The sequence below is a fragment of the Rhizobium sullae genome, assembly GCF_900169785.1.
Classification (GTDB): domain Bacteria; phylum Pseudomonadota; class Alphaproteobacteria; order Rhizobiales; family Rhizobiaceae; genus Rhizobium; species Rhizobium sullae.
Map to the genome: position 1 here is coordinate 42,448 of NZ_FWER01000011.1, position 15,574 is coordinate 58,021.

Genomic DNA, 15,574 nt, shown 5'->3' on the forward strand with positions numbered 1-15,574 from the left:
GATGTGTCGTGTTGGGATGGATCAGCCCCCCTTGACCGAACCCGCAAGCAGCCCGCGTACCAGATAGCGCTGTAGCCCGAAGAACACGAGCAGCGGCACGACGATGGTAACGAAGGCGGACGCCGTCAGGATTTCCCAGTTGCCGCCGCGCGAGCCAAGCAGCGCGTTCAGCGCGCCGGTTAGCACGAGGTGCTGCCGATCGGTGCCGAGGAAGACCATGGCGACAAGCAGGTCGTTCCACACCCAGAGGAACTGGAAGATCGCGAAAGACGCGAGCGCGGGAAAGGATAGGGGCAAAACGATGCGGACGAAGATCTCAAAGTCGCTTGCGCCATCGACGCGCGCCGATTCGATGATCTCCTTCGGCAGCCCTGCGATATAGGCGCGGAGCAGAAAGATGGCGAGCGGCATGCCGAAGGCCGTGTGTGCCAGCCAGATGCCGGGATAGGTCTTCGACGGAACGTCGAAAGCCGAGCCCACCATGTTGTAGAGACGCAGCAGCGGGATCAGCGACATCTGCAATGGCACGACAATAAGGCCGACGACGAGGGCGATCAGCAAGGCACGGCCCGGGAATTCCATCCAGCTCAGGGCGTATGCCGCGAAGGCGGCAATCAGGATCGGAATAATGGTTGCCGGAATGGTCACAGTCAGCGAGTTAATAAACGACTGGCCTATCCCCTCGCCTGTGAGCACGGTCTTGTAATTCTGCAGCGTGAATTCGGGCGGCGTGGAAACCGCGACATAGACGCGGCGGCCGGCGTCGTCATCCGTGAAGGCGGCGTTCTTCATATAGCGATAAGTGCCGTCCTCATTGACCTGGAGGCTGAGGCCTTCGCCGAGATTGGCTGTCTCGCCCGCCTGGTAGGCTGACGGCTGCTGGATGCGTGTGCCGAAAGCCTTCAAAGAGCGACCATCCTGTCCCTCCAGCAGATTGCCGGAAATGACGTAGGTGGCGCCTTCCTGTTTCTGCTGGTCGGCGGTACCGACACGGGCGGCAACCGTGCGTGTCGAGCCGGCAAAGGCCGTCCACCAGCCGGAAACGACGATCTGGTCCTTATCGCGTACGGCGCTGACGAAGATGCCGAGCGTCGGGATCAGCCAGATGATGACGATCAGAAGGACGCAGACGTGAACGAAGAGACGCGCCGGGCCGATCTTGAGGAAGCGTGCTGACAATGTCATCTCAGTTGCCTCCGAGTTCGCGGTTCGCGCGGCGGACGTTCCACACCATGATCGGCGTCACGGCCAGCATGATGATGAGGGCGATGACTGCGCTTCGGCCGGAGTCGCCACCACCGCGGAACATCCAGTTGAACATCAGGTTGGCGAGTACCATCGAGTCCCACTGACCGTTGGTCATGGTCAGGACGATGTCGAAAACCTTGAGGACGAGGATGGTGATCGTGGTCCAGACGACGGCGATCGTGCCCCAGATCTGCGGCACCATGATGCGCCAGAAAATCTGCCACCCATTGGCGCCGTCGATGACGGCAGCCTCGATCGTTTCTTCCGGTATGCCACGAAGGGCGGCCGAGAGAATGACCATCGCAAAACCGGTCTGGATCCAGATGAGGATTACCATCAGGAAGAAATTGTTCCAGAAAGGAACGGATATCCAAACCTCCGGCGTGCCGCCGAAGAGCTGTACGATTGCATTCAGGAGGCCGATCTGGACGTCGTTGCCGCCGCGATATTCATAGATGAACTTCCAGATGACCGAGGCGCCGACGAAGGAGATTGCCATCGGCATGAAGACGATGCTCTTTGCGATATTGCCCCACCAGATGCGGTCGGTCATGACGGCGATGACCAGGCCGAAGAACGTGCAGGCGGCCGGAACGACGGCGAGCCAGAGGATGTTGTTTAAAATCGATTGGCGGAATTCGCGGTCGCCGAAGGCCCACTGATAATTGGCCAAGCCCACGAAACTCGAGCCGGAACGGTCATAGAATGACAAAATAAGCGTCGCGATGACCGGATAGACGAGATAGACGATCAGCAGAAACAGCGCCGGGCCGAGAAAGAGCCATGGGCGGATCATCGCGCGGCGGTTAAGATTGCGCGTAGCCGCGCGCATGCCGCCGTCTTTGACTGGCAGCGCCAGATCCAGAATCTTGTTCGAGAAATAGAAGTAGGCCGAGCAGGCGAATACCGCCACGACCACAACGCCCAACGCGGAAACTATCTGCGACAGCATTCGTCCCTCCCGTGCTACCCCTGACTATCTTGAAGGGCTGGCACCAGTTACCGTCAACTTCTTTGTTGCATTTGATCACAGTATCCGGCGTTGGCCGGACCCCCACAGCTCCGGCCATCATACCAGCAATGCCGCGGGTTTCCCCCGCGGCACCGGTTATCGATGATTACTTGATGGCATCCCAGGCGGCCTGGACTTCCTTGCCTGTGTCTTCCGCAGACTTGCCGCCGACGAAATCGACCATGCCGGTCCAGAAGGCGCCTGCGCCGATCTTGCCGGGCATGAGGTCAGAACCGTCGAACCGGAAGGTCGTGGCCGTCGTCAAGATCTCGCCTTCGCGCTTCATCTGCTCGTTGGCGTAGGCCGCGGTGCTGACGCCCTTGTATGGGGTCAGGAAGCTCGACTGCGCCATCCAGACCTCATGCGCGATCGGTGTCTTCAGGAACTCGACGAATGCGCGAGCGGCCTTCGAGTCCTTGGTGATCGACACGAGCGTGCCGGCACCGAGAACCGGCTTGCCGAGATCGGCGTGCGCTGCGAAGGTCGGCATGTAGAAGAAGTCGGCATCCTGGCCGAGCTTCGTGCCCTCCGGGAAGAAGGAGGGGATGAACGAAGCCTGATGGTGCATATAGCACTTCGGCGGAACGGCGAAGAGACCCTTCGGACTGTCGCGGAAATCGGTCGAAGCAACGGCGGCAACGCCGCCATCGACATAGCTCGCGTTCTTGGCGAACTTGCCGAATTCATCGATCGCGGCAATGACCGCCGGGTCGGTGAATTTCACTTCGTTCGTAGTCCACTTGTCATAGACATCCGGCTTCTGCATGCGCAGCATGAGGTCTTCGATCCAGTCGGTTGCCGGCCAGCCCGTCGCACCGCCGGAGCCGAGGCCGATGCACCACGGAACGCCACCATCCTTGACGATCTGGTCCGTCAGGTCATGAAGCTGTTCCATCGTGGTCGGAACCTTGTATCCGGCTTCCTTGAAGTTTTCCGGAACGTACCAGACAAGCGACTTCACGTCGGCCTTGTAAGGGAATGCGTAGTAGCCGTCCTTGCCGTCCTTGCCTTTGTAGGTGCCGTAACCGACCCAGCTATCGCCGGCGCCGTAATTTTCCTTCACCCACTTGGAATTCTCCTCTCCGAGCGGCGTCAGGAGCCCCTTGCTGGCGAGATCGGCGAGAAGGCCCGGCTGCGGCAGGATCGCGACGTTCGGCGGCGAGCCCGCTTGCGTATCGATGACGATCTGCTGTTCGTAGTTTTCGGAGGACGAATAGGTGGCATCAACGCCGGTCGCCTCGGTGAAATAAGCGAGAATGCTGCGGAAGAAGGCTTCGTCCTCACCGCGCCACGGCCCGAAGATCGTCAGCGGCTCACCTTTCAAATCGGCGTGAGCAGCTTTGAACTCGTCATAGCTCTTCCAGTTGAACTTCGTATCCTGACCGGGCGGAAACTTCAGGTCGGCAGCAGAAGCTGCCCCGGCAACCAGCGCCGCCGCGGCAACGCCCATCAAAAGAATCTTCTTCATGTGATCAACCTCCCATCACAATCCCAACGGCGCTTCCCAACCTCCCGAGAGCGAATTTTCAAAGCGCTTTGACACTCATTTCACTTTCGGCAGAAAAGAGTCAAGCCATTTCCAAAATACCGCGGAATGAGACGCTTTGATTGCCCATTGCGGCGGCACCTGAAGGGGAATATGGAGCGATTTTTCTTGAGTCAAGCGCCATAGCTGATACATAATTGAAAGCGCTTTGGGCACACATGGGAGGTGTGTAAGCGCTGAGGAGGAAACGCGGCCGGTGAATCTCAAACAGCTCTCGGAATTGCTTGGTCTTTCGCAGACGACCGTCAGCCGCGCGCTCAATGGCTATCCTGAAGTCAGCGAGGTAACGCGCGAACGGGTGCTGCGCGCTGTGAAGGAAACCGGATACCGGCCAAACAAGGCGGCTCAGCGTCTTGCGACCGGTAAGGCGGGCTCGATCGGACTGGTGATGCCGATGGCGCATGGCCATCATTCAGACGTCCATTTCGGCGAATTTCTGGCCGGCCTCGGCGAGGAAGCCGTCCGGCAGGACTTTCATTTTGTCATCATGCCCTCGGACCCGAACGATGAAGTGGCAGCGCTGCGCCGCCTGGCGATCAGCGGCAATGTCGATGCGCTTTTCGTCGCCTATATGCGCGCCCATGATCCGCGGCTTGTGATGCTGAAATCGCTGGCGATGCCGTTCATCGTCCATGGCCGTTCGTTCGGATCGGAGCCGGACTATCCCTACCTCGATGTCGACAACGAGGCCGCTTTCTACGATGCGGCGAAACTGCTGCTGCAGCTTGGTCACACGCGGTTCGCGCTGATCAACGGACCTGAGCATCTCGATTTTGCGATCCGACGGAAAAATGGCGTCGCCGTGGCGCTCTCCGAACGTGGGCTGACGCTCGCCGAAACCTGCGTCAGCCACTCGCTGATGACCGACGAGCAGGGGCTGATCGCGATGGAGCAGTTTCTGCAGCTTCCGAAGCCTCCGACCGCCCTGCTCTGCTCCAGCACCGTGCTCGCACTCGGCGCGATCCGCGCCCTGAACCAGGCCGGATTGAAGCTCGGTGAGGATATCTCGCTCATCGCCCATGACGACGAGCTGCCGCTTCTGAAGCCGGAGAACTTTTCGGTCCCGCTGACGACGACGCGCTCGTCCCTTCGTGCCGCCGGCGCCCGCATTGCGCAGCGCCTGATCGGCACCGTCAAAGAGGCCGGCTCCTTTCCGGAGCAGGAGCTGTGGAAAGCTGAGCTGGTCGTCAGGGCCTCGACCGGCCCTGCCCCGCGATAGGTTCAGAACGTCGGCGGTGTCTGTCCGGCTGCGCGATGCGCGGCAATGACGGTATTGGCCATCAGCATGGCGATCGTCATCGGACCGACGCCACCTGGAACCGGGGTGATCACCGCGGCAACATTGGATGCTTCCTCGAAGGCGACATCGCCGACCAGCCGTGTCTTGCCCTCGCCCCTTTCCGGCGCGGCAATGCGGTTGATACCGACGTCGATGACGGTAGCGCCGGGCTTTACCCAATCGGCTTTGACCATCTCGGGGCGGCCGACGGCGGCCACCAGTATATCGGCATTGCGGCAGACGGCGGGTAGATCCTTGGTACGCGAATGAGCGATCGTCACCGTCGCATTGGCATTGAGCAGCAACTGCGCCATCGGCTTGCCGAAGAGGTTCGACCTGCCGATGACGACAGCGTTCAGCCCGGACAGGTCCTCGCCGTGCATGCGGCGGACGAAGACCATCGCGCCAGCCGGTGTGCAGGAGACGAGGCCGGTTTCAAGGTCGCCGGTTGCAAGCTTTCCGGCATTGACGACGTGCAATCCGTCGACATCCTTTTCCGGCAGGATCGACTGGATGATCGGCTCGGATTTCAGATGCTTCGGCAGCGGCAGCTGCACGAGGATGCCATGAATTGAGGGATCGGCGTTGAGCGACGAAACGAGTGCGGCAAGCTCTTCCTGCGTCGTCTCGACCGAAAGCGTGTGCTGCACCGACTTGAAGCCGCATTCCTTGGCCATCCTGCTCTTCGAGCTGACATAGGCATGGCTTGCCGGATCGTCGCCGACGATCACCACGGCAAGGCCGGCCTTCACGCCGCTCTGCTTTTCCAGCGAAGCCGTCGCCATCTTTACCGTTTCGATTACCGAAGCCGCTACCTGCTTGCCATCGATCACTGTCGTCACGCGATTCTCCTGCCCTGCGTCGCGCGCAAGCTAGGCTCTCGCCAGCCGCGCTGTTTGCCTCAGAACGCCGTATCCTGTTTAAAAGCGGCAAATGCAAGAGCCATGATGCCGCGGCAGGGATCAACGAAAGTCTGCGCCGTGGGATTGCAGCCTGTCGCGCAGGCCGGCGGGTCGATCGCGCAGCAGTTCGAGTTCGCCGGCTATCGCCTCCGGCTGTTCCGGGACCGTTAGCGTCTCCGCTACAGGTACGGGGCGCCGTCGCACGCGGCGGAAACCAAGCATGCCCGCAAGACCGATCGCCATTCCGAGTGCAATCCCGGCGGCGGAGCGAACCAGCAGTCCGGGGCCGGCAACAACGGTAGTGGTTTCTATCGGCTTCACGGCGGTGATCGGAGCGGCGGTGGAAGCCGTCACCGTAACGGCATCCGCCATCCGCGATCTCGCCGCCTCCGTCTTGTCGCGCAGTTCCGTCAGCTTCGCGAGATCGACGCCGGTGTCCCGGCTCTGAGCGATCAGCGCATTGCGCTGATCGTTCAGCGTCTTTCGTGCTTCCGCGACGGCCTTGAGAGCGGCATTTGCCTCCTGTGCCTGACGCGCCAACTCTTTCGTGACCTTGTCCTTGAGGCCATCAACGACAGCCTGCTGTCCGAGAAGGCGCGGATGGCGCGGGCCGAGCTCGGTCGAAAGCAGCGACAGCGTCGCCTTCTCGGTGACGTATTTGTCGCGCGCGTCCTGCAGCGCCGGCGAGATCGCTTCGAGCGCCAAGGAGCCATTTAGCACATCGCCGGGCTTGGCCGCCTTCAGGCGATCGGCCTCTTGCTTGGCAAGCGCGATTCGCTGCTCGGCGATCTTAAGATCGGCGTCAAGCTGGTTGATGCGCTGCTGAAGGTCGCTTGCGACTTTGACGTTGCCTTCGCCGCTGCTTGCGGTGAAGGCGGCCAGTTTCGCCTTCGCATCGTCATAGGCCTTGCGCAACCCGGCACCTGCTTCCGCCGATACAGGAGTGCCGCCGGACGTCAGCATACCGGAAAGCCAGGAAGCGATACGCGAAGACTTGGCGCTATCGGCCGTCGTGACGTTCAGACGGACTGTGCCCTGCGTTCCATCCGCATTAACCTCGACCATTCCCGCAAGAGCCGCTTCCGCGCGCGACGCCGAGTCGGCCGCCGCGCCGCTGCCCGAAAGGAGATCGAGCGCGACGCCGATCGTGGATTGCCTGCCAGTGAACTCCGGATCGCGATCGAGCTTCAAAGCTCCGACGGCAGCAGACATGGTGCGGGCGGAAAGCAGGCGTTTCACGGCTGCCGCGGTCATGGCGCCGCGCTCCGCATTGTCCGCCTGCACATGAAATGCCGCCTCCGCCGCATAATGCGCGGGTTCCGCCGGCATCAGCAAGGGAACGCCCGCGCCGATCGAGGCAGCAACGGCGATCGCGCCGATCGGCTTTGTCAAACTGCGGCGACGGACGGGACGCGCGTTGAGATTTGCTTCATCTACCGGCCGGACGTCGACAGGCGCAGATGATTTGGGCTGCGGCGGCTCTGGGGGACGGACATCGTTTGCGGCATGCGGCCGGGTTCCGAGGATTGTCTCGATGCGGTCGACCAGATGCGGCGGCTCCGGCAGTGCGCTCCGCTGTTGGCGCTGCTCTTCGAGTGCTTTCCCGATCACCTTCAGCAGTTCGGCCTCCGAGGGGCGAATCGGCAGGGTGTCGAGATCGCGGCCTCGAACATCGACACGCATCGTCGCTGCAGACCGTCCCTGAGTGCTGCTTCTTAACCTGCTGTCATACATGACGCCATTATCTCATGCGCACGAGCCGAGTCACCTGTCCGCAGGAAGCGGATGATTAAGGCACTCTAAATATTCATGGCAAAGAAATGGTTAACCGTGCGAGGCAAGAAGCAGGGTTTCAGTGAGCTGCCTCGTTCTGCTCCTGCGGTAAGGGCAAGGGAACGTTGCTGCCCACCTGGCTAAGGATGCGCTCGCGGCGGTTGAAGCGGTACTGCATCACGTAAAACAGAAAAACCGGGATGCCGAGAACATAGCGCCGCCACAGCCTGGCTGGCTCCTGCAGCAGACGGTAAGCCCATTCCAGACGCATCACGCGAACCGTTTCCGGAGCGCGGGGAACAGCCTCCGAGATGAAATCAAAAAGCGCCCCGACAGTCAGAACAAGCCGGGCGTGATCGGCGCGAATGTGATGATGCGCCCACTTCTCCTGCAGCGGTGTTCCCATGCCGATGATCAGGATGTCGAGCTTCTGGCGCCCGACCTCGTCAATGAGCTCCGCCGGGTTTGCCTTGTCGAAATAACCGTCCGAAACGACCACGAATTCGTGCCAGGGCGCATGCTTGCGGAGATTCGCCGCCGCCTTTTCGACGACCTCGCGCCGGCCGCCGATCAAGCCGACACGGCGCGGATTTTCCATATAGGTCAGAAACGCGGGAACGAAGTCCGTTCCATTCAGATTGGCAGGAAACGGAGCGCCGTGCGCTATCTGTGAAGCGATGTTCATGCCGATGCCGTCCGGCAGAACGAGATTCTGCAGGAGGATATCCCGGTATTCACCATCGCGCAGCGTCATCAGCATGTTGTGAGCATTGACGAAGGAAATGACGGTCTGGCCGACAGGAAGCGACGCAAGCTCGTTGATGAAGACGAGCGCGTCGTCCCATCCGAGGTCGCATACCGGCACGTCGAAGATCGTGCGGCGCGATGCGAGAACCGCGAAATTCGCGATCAGGTTCATTCCAACCTCCAGCCAGGGGTGCTTCATGCGCCCAGCATCCCGGAAAACATAAGATCCATTCTGCACCAGCAGGTTTCATGAACCAGCAGCGTCCCGCCCGCCGCCGCAAGTCCCGAATGCTGCGCCAAGCCTATGAAGCGAGCTATAGCAGGTCTGTTTCAAGCAACCTTTAGGAAAGTCGCTCGAATTTCGCTGCTGCCGTCAAGGTTTTGTTAAATTTATGCGCCAAAGCAAAACTGTATTGAGGCGCTATCGATGCACACCGATTAACGCTCCGGCTGCGGCTTCCCGATCCCCGGAATGCCGCCAATCTGCCCGACGAGAAAATCGACCAGCAGCCGGACTCTGGCGACGCCTGCCCGCTCCGGAACGATCAGCATGCTCAGCGGGATGTGCGGCAGCGAATAGTCCGGCAGGATCGCCTCAAGCCGGCCGGCTGCCAGGAGGTCATCGACAAGCCACCGATGGGCGGGTGCAATGCCGCGTCCGGCGACGAGGGCCTCGCGCGCTGCGAGCCCATGGTCGACCCGGAAGCGACCGCCGAACGGCACGACATGGCGCTCGCCGCTTGGTCCTTGCAGGGCAAGCGTGTCGCTGCCCGCCACGTTCGACATGCGGATGCCCTCATGGGCGGACAAATCCTGCGGGACGGCAGGCCTGCCCCGCGCTGCCAGATAGTCCGGCGCTGCGACCAGTAAGCGCCGCGACTGGCCGAGCGCCCGCAGCTTCATGGAACTGTCGGTGAGCGGGCCTAACCGAAGCGCGATATCGACGCCTTCCCGCACAAGGTCGACGCGCTCATCGGTGAGGCTGAGGTCGATCCCTATATCTGGATAGCGGTCCTGAAACGCGAAGGTCAGCCGGCTGACGTGCAGAACCCCGAAAGCCGCGGTACAGGATATCCGGATCGTGCCGGCCGGCGCGCCGCGCGTCCCCCGCGCCTCATCGCCGGCCCGTTCCACAAGGCGCAGAATCTGGAGGCTATTGGCATAATAACGGCTGCCTTCGTCTGTCAGCGTCACACGCCGGGTGGTCCTACTGAGCAACGGCACGCCGACGGCCTCTTCAAGCTCCCGCAAATGCCGCGTGACAGTCGACTGACCGACGCCGAACTCGCGCGCAACTGCCGACAGGCTGCCACGCTCGGCAACGCGGACGAATGTGCGCATACGTTCCAATGTGACGTCTGAATTATCCATTATTCGGCATAATCTTATGCATTATGAACATCTACTGGATGGTTTATGTCCTGTCTACCTATGAGCCAGTTCTCACACTCACAGGATCACTGACCATGAAAGTTCTGCTTGTCTTCGCTCATCCCGAACCGCGCTCGCTCAACGGTGCGCTGCGCGACATCGCCATCAAGGAGCTCGAGGCCCAAGGCCACGAGGTGCGCGTGTCCGACCTATATGCCAAGGGCTGGAAATCCGAGGTCGACCGCGCCGACTTTCCGTCGTTGGCATCCGAGACGCGGTTCATTCCGGTTGCGGCATCCAAGAAGGCCTTTGAAACCGGTGAGCTGACGGAAGACGTCAAGATCGAGATCGATAAGCTTCTATGGTCCGATATGCTGATCCTCCAGTTTCCACTCTGGTGGTTCAGCATGCCGGCCATCCTCAAGGGTTGGGTCGAGCGGGTCTATGCCTATGGGTTCGCCTATGGCGTCGGCGAGCACAGCGACAACCGATGGGGCGATCGCTACGGCGAAGGAACTTTGGCGGGCAAGCGGGCGATGTTGATCGTAACCGCCGGCGGCTGGGAGGAGCATTACTCGGCCCGCGGCGTCAACGGGCCGATCGACGACCTGCTGTTCCCGATCAATCACGGGATCCTTTATTACCCGGGCTATGACGTCCTTCCGCCTTTCGTGGCCTACAGGGTCGATCGTCTCGACGAGGCCGGCTTCGAGCGCGCCGCCGAGCACCTGCGCGAGAGGATGCGCACGCTCGAGTCCACCCTGCCCATCCCTTACCGGCAGCAGAATGGCGGAGACTATCTGATCCCCAGCATGCAGCTCCGCCCCGAGCTGGGCGAACCGGGCGCGTCCGGCTTTGCACTTCACGTGAACGGCGCAGGCGAAGCCGGCGAGACTAGTGGGCAGCGGCCGCCGCAGCTTCAGGCGGCGGGGGCTCGATGATCTTGACCGGATCGGCCGTTTTCCTCTGCTGACCGGAGGCGTTGGCTTTGACGTCGTCCTTGGAAAGGTAGTCGAGCTGCTCCAGCATGACCTCGGAGACATATTCGCCGCCGAGTTTCTCGTTCATGCCTTTCTTGATCGCCTCGCGGAAGGCTTGGGGATCGAAGGATTTCAGCTTGCTGATATCGACCATCTTGTTGCCGACGAGCAGGGTAAAGAGCTCGTCGGTCGTCATTTCGGTCAGTGGCAGGGTCATTCCCTTCACCGTGTCCTTGTTCATCATGAAGGACACCCGCCCGAGGAAATAGCCGGTCACCGCACCATCGCCGATGATCGGAACGGTAATCGTCTCGCCCTTAACAAGCTCGAGCTGGCCCTGTTTCGAATCGTCAGCCGGCGGCGCCGGCGCCGTCGCCAGTTTCACGGAGAAATAGACCGAAGCCAGCGTGATGGCGCAGACCCACATGCCTGTCAGGACGAGCTTCACCATCAGGCATCACGCGCGACGAACTGTTCCTGGGAATAGGTGCCGTCGGCGTCCGCATCCTGAACGGCGTTCTTCAGAAGGTCGGCAACCGCACGAACGGCTTCGAGATGCGCCTCAACGCGCCGGGCGTTGAGCGTCAGCTTCTGCTTCAGCCCGTGAAGCTGTTCGAGATGCGACGCGGCAAGCTCGGCCGGATCCGTATCGCGAAAGAGCGTCGACAGCTCATAAAGGCAGCGGCTCTTATGCGCATTCGAGACCTTGAGATCGAATTGCGGGTCGCTGCCGATCCGCGTGTTCTCGTTGTCAATGATCATTTCCAGGCGGCCGAGGACCGACTTGATACGATATTCGTTCGAGATGATTTCCATTTTATCCTCGGCTATGCTTCATTATTGATCTTGGCATCCGCCGTCGGCGTGCCGAATGTCTTGCGCTGGAACTCGTCGATCATGCTGAAGGCGACCTTGCGGTCATCCTGGTCCGCCGACGCGTTCACGATGGCGCCTTCCTTCTTGCGAAGAGCCTCGTTATACATCTGCTTGGCTATGCCGACGCCGTCACCTTCGGAGATCACGTTGCCGAGCTGCTCGGCCATCATGCCCTTCCAGATGTCGCCCGTGGCGCCTTTGCCGTAAACCTGCTCGCTGTCGCTGGGCAGCATGTTCTTGATGAAATTCTGAAGCACCATGGCCTCGAACTTCCGGTAGGTTTCCGGAATCTCTTCGGTCTTGGCGCGATTCTTGACGTTGTCGAGACCGGTCTTCGCGGTGGCGCCGTCAAGCACGTCGACCTTAGCAGAGAAGCCGTCGCCGTTTTCGGTAAGGCTCGTTGCGCGGAACGCGGCGCGGCTCGCTTTCAATTTTTCCTGGGCCACCTGAACCTCCATCGGGTCGGCGGCTTTGACAACATCCAGGACCAGATCACTCGGGGGTGAAATAGCCAATGTCACAATCCTCTAAATTAAGTTGTAGGGATTATGGTTTTTGAAGCTTGCTGGAGGCTGGTGTTGCAAATTTCTGATCGATGACGTCGTAGACCGCGTTGTCATCGGCCTCGCGCCTTTCGGCTTCAAGGGCTTCCTTCATGCCCTCTTCCAGCCGGTCGCCCTTTGCCCGCTCGCGCTGCAGGCGCATCTCGTGCAGCTGCTGCATGCCGGTCAGTTGCTTGTCCTTCGTGCTCAATCGCTCGAAGCGATCGGCATAGCTTTGCGAAAAAGCGCGATGGACGGGATCCAAGGAGCCGAGCGCCGTGACGACGTTGTCGATCGATTGGTTGACCTCGGTGCGCTGCCGGCTCGTTTCGGCAAGGTCGTATTCCGCCATCTGCTCCAGATGCCGCTGGACTGCGACGAGCCGCTTCAGTTTTTCGGAACGCGTTTTGTCCGTCATCCACGCTACCTTCCGATGAATACGCTCGGGAAGGACTGCGCGTACTGGCTGATCAAGGCGGCAACCGCAAAATAAAACAGGAACAGGCCGCCAAGCAGCATGTAGGGCGTCGAGATGAAATAAACCGGAATCTGCGGCGCCAGCTTGTTGATGAAGCCGATCGAGACGTTGAACATCATGCTATAGATGAGGAACGGGCTTGCGAGCCGGAGCATGATGTAGGTCGTCGATTGCAGCGTATCGGTGAGCGAAATCAGATTGGCGCGCATATCTGCGATGCCGCCGAAGGGCATCGTCGTGTACGAATCGATCAGCGCCCGGAACACGACGTGATGGAAGTCCATCATGAAGAGGATCATCATTCCCGCAAACGTAATGAAGCCGGAAAGACTCGTTTCCACCGAATCTTCGATGATATCCGACGCCCCCGGCGAGGTGTATCCGACCATCATGGCGATGATGCTGGCGGCGAACTGAAAGCCGAGCGTGTAAAAACGTGCCAGCAGGCCGTACATGACGCCGATCAGCGATTCGCTGACGATGAGCCCGATATAGGTCGCGCCGGTATTGCTGACTGCCGGATAGACCGTATCCCAAAGAACCGGCAGCACGGCGATCGACAGGCCGCCGGCGACAAAGACTCTCAGCAATTCCGGCACGCGCGCTGAAGAAAAGCCCGGCATCACAAGGATACAGCCGCCAATGCGGCAGAAAACCAGAAAGAGCGCCAGGACAGTCCCCTGCGGGTCGGAAATCATGAAATAGAGCCCAAAATCTTTATCTCGATGCCCTTGGCAAGTTCGACGTGCGAGAGAACCGGAAGCGTGGCGAACAGCCGTTCGATGATCATGCGCACATAGGAGCGTGTTTCCGGCGACGTGACAAGGGCGAACGGCAACCCGCGATCCATGAATTCACGGATAACCTTCGTTGCCTGCTCACTGAACTCCTCAAGGCTGCGCGGGTCGATGTCGAATTCGACGACCTCGCCTTTGTTGTCGCGCTTGAGGGCCTGGTGGAAGGCCATGTCCCACTTGCTGCCGAGCCGCAGGACGCGCAATACGCCGTTGTCCGCCAGGTCTCCGCAGAGCTGCTGTGCCATGCGGATGCGCACATGCTCGACGATCTGTTCCGTCTTTCGGACATGTGGAGCAAGCTCGGCCACGGCTTCCAGGATCAGATGCAGGTTGCGGATCGAGACGCGCTCGGCGAGGAGCAGTTTGAGGACGGCCTGCAGGCCCGAATAGGACATATGCGAGGTGCAGATCTCGTCCGCGAGCTTCTTGTATTCGGGATCGAGACGATCGATCAGCACCTTCACGTCCTTGTAGGATAGAAGCTGAGGCAGGTTGTTGCGGATGACCTCGCTCATGTGGGTGAGGACCACCGAGACGTTGTCGATCGGCTGGAAGCCTTCGCGTTTCAGGTCCTCCGCGAAAGCCTCAAGAATGGAAACCGCAGGCATACCGAAGGCCGGTTCGCGGATTTCGTCGCCGGGAATGCGCGGCTTGCGACCGGAGCCGGTGACGACCAAGACTTCGCCGACGCGCAGTGCGTTCGACGCCACCGTCGTGCCGTGGATGCGGATCTGGTAGGACTTTTCGGGAATGTTGATATCGTCCGTGACCTTGATCTCCGGAACGACGAAACCGTATTGGGTCGCAAATTTCTTGCGCATCTTGCCGACGCGGAAGGCGAGTTCCTGATGCGCGCCGAGGAGGCGGGTCGACACCATCTTGCCGAGCGCGAGTTCGATTTCCGAGGTGCGCAAGACCGATTTGACGGAGTCCTTTTCGAGCTCTTTGGTCTGAACGACCTTCTTTTCCTCCTGCTCGCGGCGGACCTTATTTTCCGCTTCGATCTGACGCGGGATGAACCATGCGCCGAATGCCATAAGGCCGCCGAGGGATAGGAACGGAAGCATCGGCAGGCCGGGCATCAGACCCAGGACTGCCATCAGCACGGCTGAGACTGAAAGTGCACGCGGATAACCGCTCAGCTGATTGACGACGGCCTGGTCCGTCGAGCCAACGGTGCCGCCGCGTGAAACGAGAAGGCCAGCGGCCAGGGAGACAATGAGGGCCGGCATCTGAGCGACCAGACCGTCGCCGACCGAAAGCTTGACGAAAACATCGGCTGCTTCGGAGATCGGCATGCCGTGGCGGAAATAGCCGATGATGATGCCGCCGAAGATGTTGATGGAGGTGATGATAAGGCCGGCAACCGCATCGCCGCGGACGAATTTGGAGGCACCGTCCATGGCGCCGAAGAAGGAGCTTTCCTCTTCCAGCTCCTTGCGGCGGCGTTGCGCCTCCTTCTCGTCGATGATGCCTGCCGAAAGATCGGCGTCGATCGACATCTGCTTGCCGGGGATGGCGTCCAAGGTGAAGCGCGCGCCGACTTCAGCAATACGCGTTGCACCCTTGGTGATGACGATGAAATTGATGGTGATCAGGATCAGGAAGACGATCAGACCGATCACGAAGTCACCGGACATCACCAGGCTTGCAAAGCCCGCGATCACGCCGCCGGCGGCATCATGTCCCTCATTGCCATGCGAAAGGATCACGCGCGTCGTCGCAATGTTCAGCGACAGCCGCGTCATGGTCGCGATCAGCAGGATGGTCGGAAAGGACGAGAATTCGAGAGGCTTCTGGATCCAAAGCGCAACCATCAGGATCAGAACGGAAAACGCGATCGAAAATGCTAGCCCCAGGTCGATCAGAAATGGCGGAATCGGCAGGAAGAGTACGCAGATGATGACCATGATGCCGAGGGCAAAACCGACATCGCGTAAGCTTGGAGCAGATTTCGGAAGGGGTAGTGCGGGTGGTTGCGCCATTTCGATTCCGTCTCTTCATGAGAGGAGGCAGGTACAGC

15 protein-coding genes are annotated in these 15,574 nt (G+C 60.3%); 2 read left to right on the top strand and 13 right to left on the bottom strand.

What is annotated here, in order from left to right; translation table 11 throughout:
* Positions 1–21: 21 nt before the first annotated feature.
* The 3 genes from BN1800_RS11640 to BN1800_RS11650 form a co-directional block, all read right to left on the bottom strand.
* Entirely contained in the window at positions 22–1,185 is a 1,164-nt protein-coding gene (locus BN1800_RS11640) for a carbohydrate ABC transporter permease (RefSeq protein ID WP_086997609.1), read from the bottom strand.
* A 1-nt stretch (position 1,186) separates the two neighbouring features.
* Positions 1,187–2,200: a carbohydrate ABC transporter permease gene (locus BN1800_RS11645; protein ID WP_027509912.1), complete on the bottom strand. Its 1,014-nt coding sequence runs from the start codon at positions 2,198–2,200 to the stop codon at positions 1,187–1,189.
* 166 nt (positions 2,201–2,366) lie between these two features.
* On the bottom strand, positions 2,367–3,728 hold the full coding sequence (locus BN1800_RS11650) for an ABC transporter substrate-binding protein (protein ID WP_027509911.1): 1,362 nt from the start codon (positions 3,726–3,728) through the stop codon (positions 2,367–2,369).
* 274 nt (positions 3,729–4,002) lie between these two features.
* Here BN1800_RS11650 and BN1800_RS11655 point away from each other — a divergent pair, with 274 nt between their 5' ends.
* Positions 4,003–5,025: a LacI family DNA-binding transcriptional regulator gene (locus BN1800_RS11655; protein ID WP_086997612.1), complete on the top strand. Its 1,023-nt coding sequence runs from the start codon at positions 4,003–4,005 to the stop codon at positions 5,023–5,025.
* Between the two features lie 2 nt (positions 5,026–5,027).
* Here BN1800_RS11655 and folD read toward each other — a convergent pair whose 3' ends face one another.
* The 4 genes from folD to BN1800_RS11675 form a co-directional block, all read right to left on the bottom strand.
* Positions 5,028–5,927: a bifunctional methylenetetrahydrofolate dehydrogenase/methenyltetrahydrofolate cyclohydrolase FolD gene (folD, locus tag BN1800_RS11660; RefSeq protein ID WP_086997615.1), complete on the bottom strand. Its 900-nt coding sequence runs from the start codon at positions 5,925–5,927 to the stop codon at positions 5,028–5,030.
* Positions 5,928–6,047: 120 nt separating this feature from the next.
* Positions 6,048–7,721, bottom strand: coding sequence for a GumC domain-containing protein (locus BN1800_RS11665; protein ID WP_086997618.1), 1,674 nt, complete (start codon positions 7,719–7,721; stop codon positions 6,048–6,050).
* Positions 7,722–7,839: 118 nt separating this feature from the next.
* Positions 7,840–8,679, bottom strand: coding sequence for a WecB/TagA/CpsF family glycosyltransferase (locus BN1800_RS11670; protein ID WP_086997622.1), 840 nt, complete (start codon positions 8,677–8,679; stop codon positions 7,840–7,842).
* Between the two features lie 266 nt (positions 8,680–8,945).
* The gene (locus tag BN1800_RS11675; RefSeq protein ID WP_086997624.1) at positions 8,946–9,878 is read right to left on the bottom strand and encodes a LysR family transcriptional regulator; all 933 of its coding nucleotides are present in this window, start codon (positions 9,876–9,878) and stop codon (positions 8,946–8,948) included.
* Positions 9,879–9,973: 95 nt separating this feature from the next.
* Between BN1800_RS11675 and BN1800_RS11680 the strand changes: the two genes are divergently transcribed.
* On the top strand, positions 9,974–10,819 hold the full coding sequence (locus tag BN1800_RS11680; protein WP_086997627.1) for an NAD(P)H-dependent oxidoreductase: 846 nt from the start codon (positions 9,974–9,976) through the stop codon (positions 10,817–10,819).
* Here the strand turns inward: BN1800_RS11680 and BN1800_RS11685 are convergent.
* Genes BN1800_RS11685 through flhA form a run of 6 tightly spaced genes read right to left on the bottom strand, consistent with a single transcriptional unit; the run spans position 10,773 to position 15,536 of the window.
* Positions 10,773–11,309 carry a hypothetical protein gene (locus tag BN1800_RS11685; protein ID WP_086997630.1) on the bottom strand — a complete coding sequence of 179 codons (537 nt, stop codon included), beginning with the start codon at positions 11,307–11,309 and terminating at the stop codon, positions 10,773–10,775. The two genes, BN1800_RS11680 and BN1800_RS11685, sit on opposite strands and share 47 nt — an antisense overlap.
* Positions 11,309–11,674, bottom strand: a complete 366-nt coding sequence (locus BN1800_RS11690; RefSeq protein WP_027509904.1) for a hypothetical protein — start codon at positions 11,672–11,674, stop codon at positions 11,309–11,311. The genes BN1800_RS11685 and BN1800_RS11690 overlap by 1 nt, the downstream gene beginning before the upstream one ends.
* An 11-nt stretch (positions 11,675–11,685) precedes the next feature.
* Complete coding sequence (locus BN1800_RS11695) at positions 11,686–12,249, bottom strand: rod-binding protein (protein ID WP_086997633.1); 564 nt, start codon at positions 12,247–12,249, stop codon at positions 11,686–11,688.
* A 31-nt stretch (positions 12,250–12,280) separates the two neighbouring features.
* On the bottom strand, positions 12,281–12,694 hold the full coding sequence (locus tag BN1800_RS11700; protein ID WP_086997636.1) for a hypothetical protein: 414 nt from the start codon (positions 12,692–12,694) through the stop codon (positions 12,281–12,283).
* 5 nt (positions 12,695–12,699) lie between these two features.
* Positions 12,700–13,452: a flagellar biosynthetic protein FliR gene (locus BN1800_RS11705; protein ID WP_027509901.1), complete on the bottom strand. Its 753-nt coding sequence runs from the start codon at positions 13,450–13,452 to the stop codon at positions 12,700–12,702.
* A complete protein-coding gene (gene flhA, locus BN1800_RS11710) occupies positions 13,449–15,536 on the bottom strand; it encodes a flagellar biosynthesis protein FlhA (RefSeq protein ID WP_027509900.1) in 2,088 nt (695 codons plus the stop codon). The genes BN1800_RS11705 and flhA overlap by 4 nt, the downstream gene beginning before the upstream one ends.
* Positions 15,537–15,574: the final 38 nt, after the last annotated feature.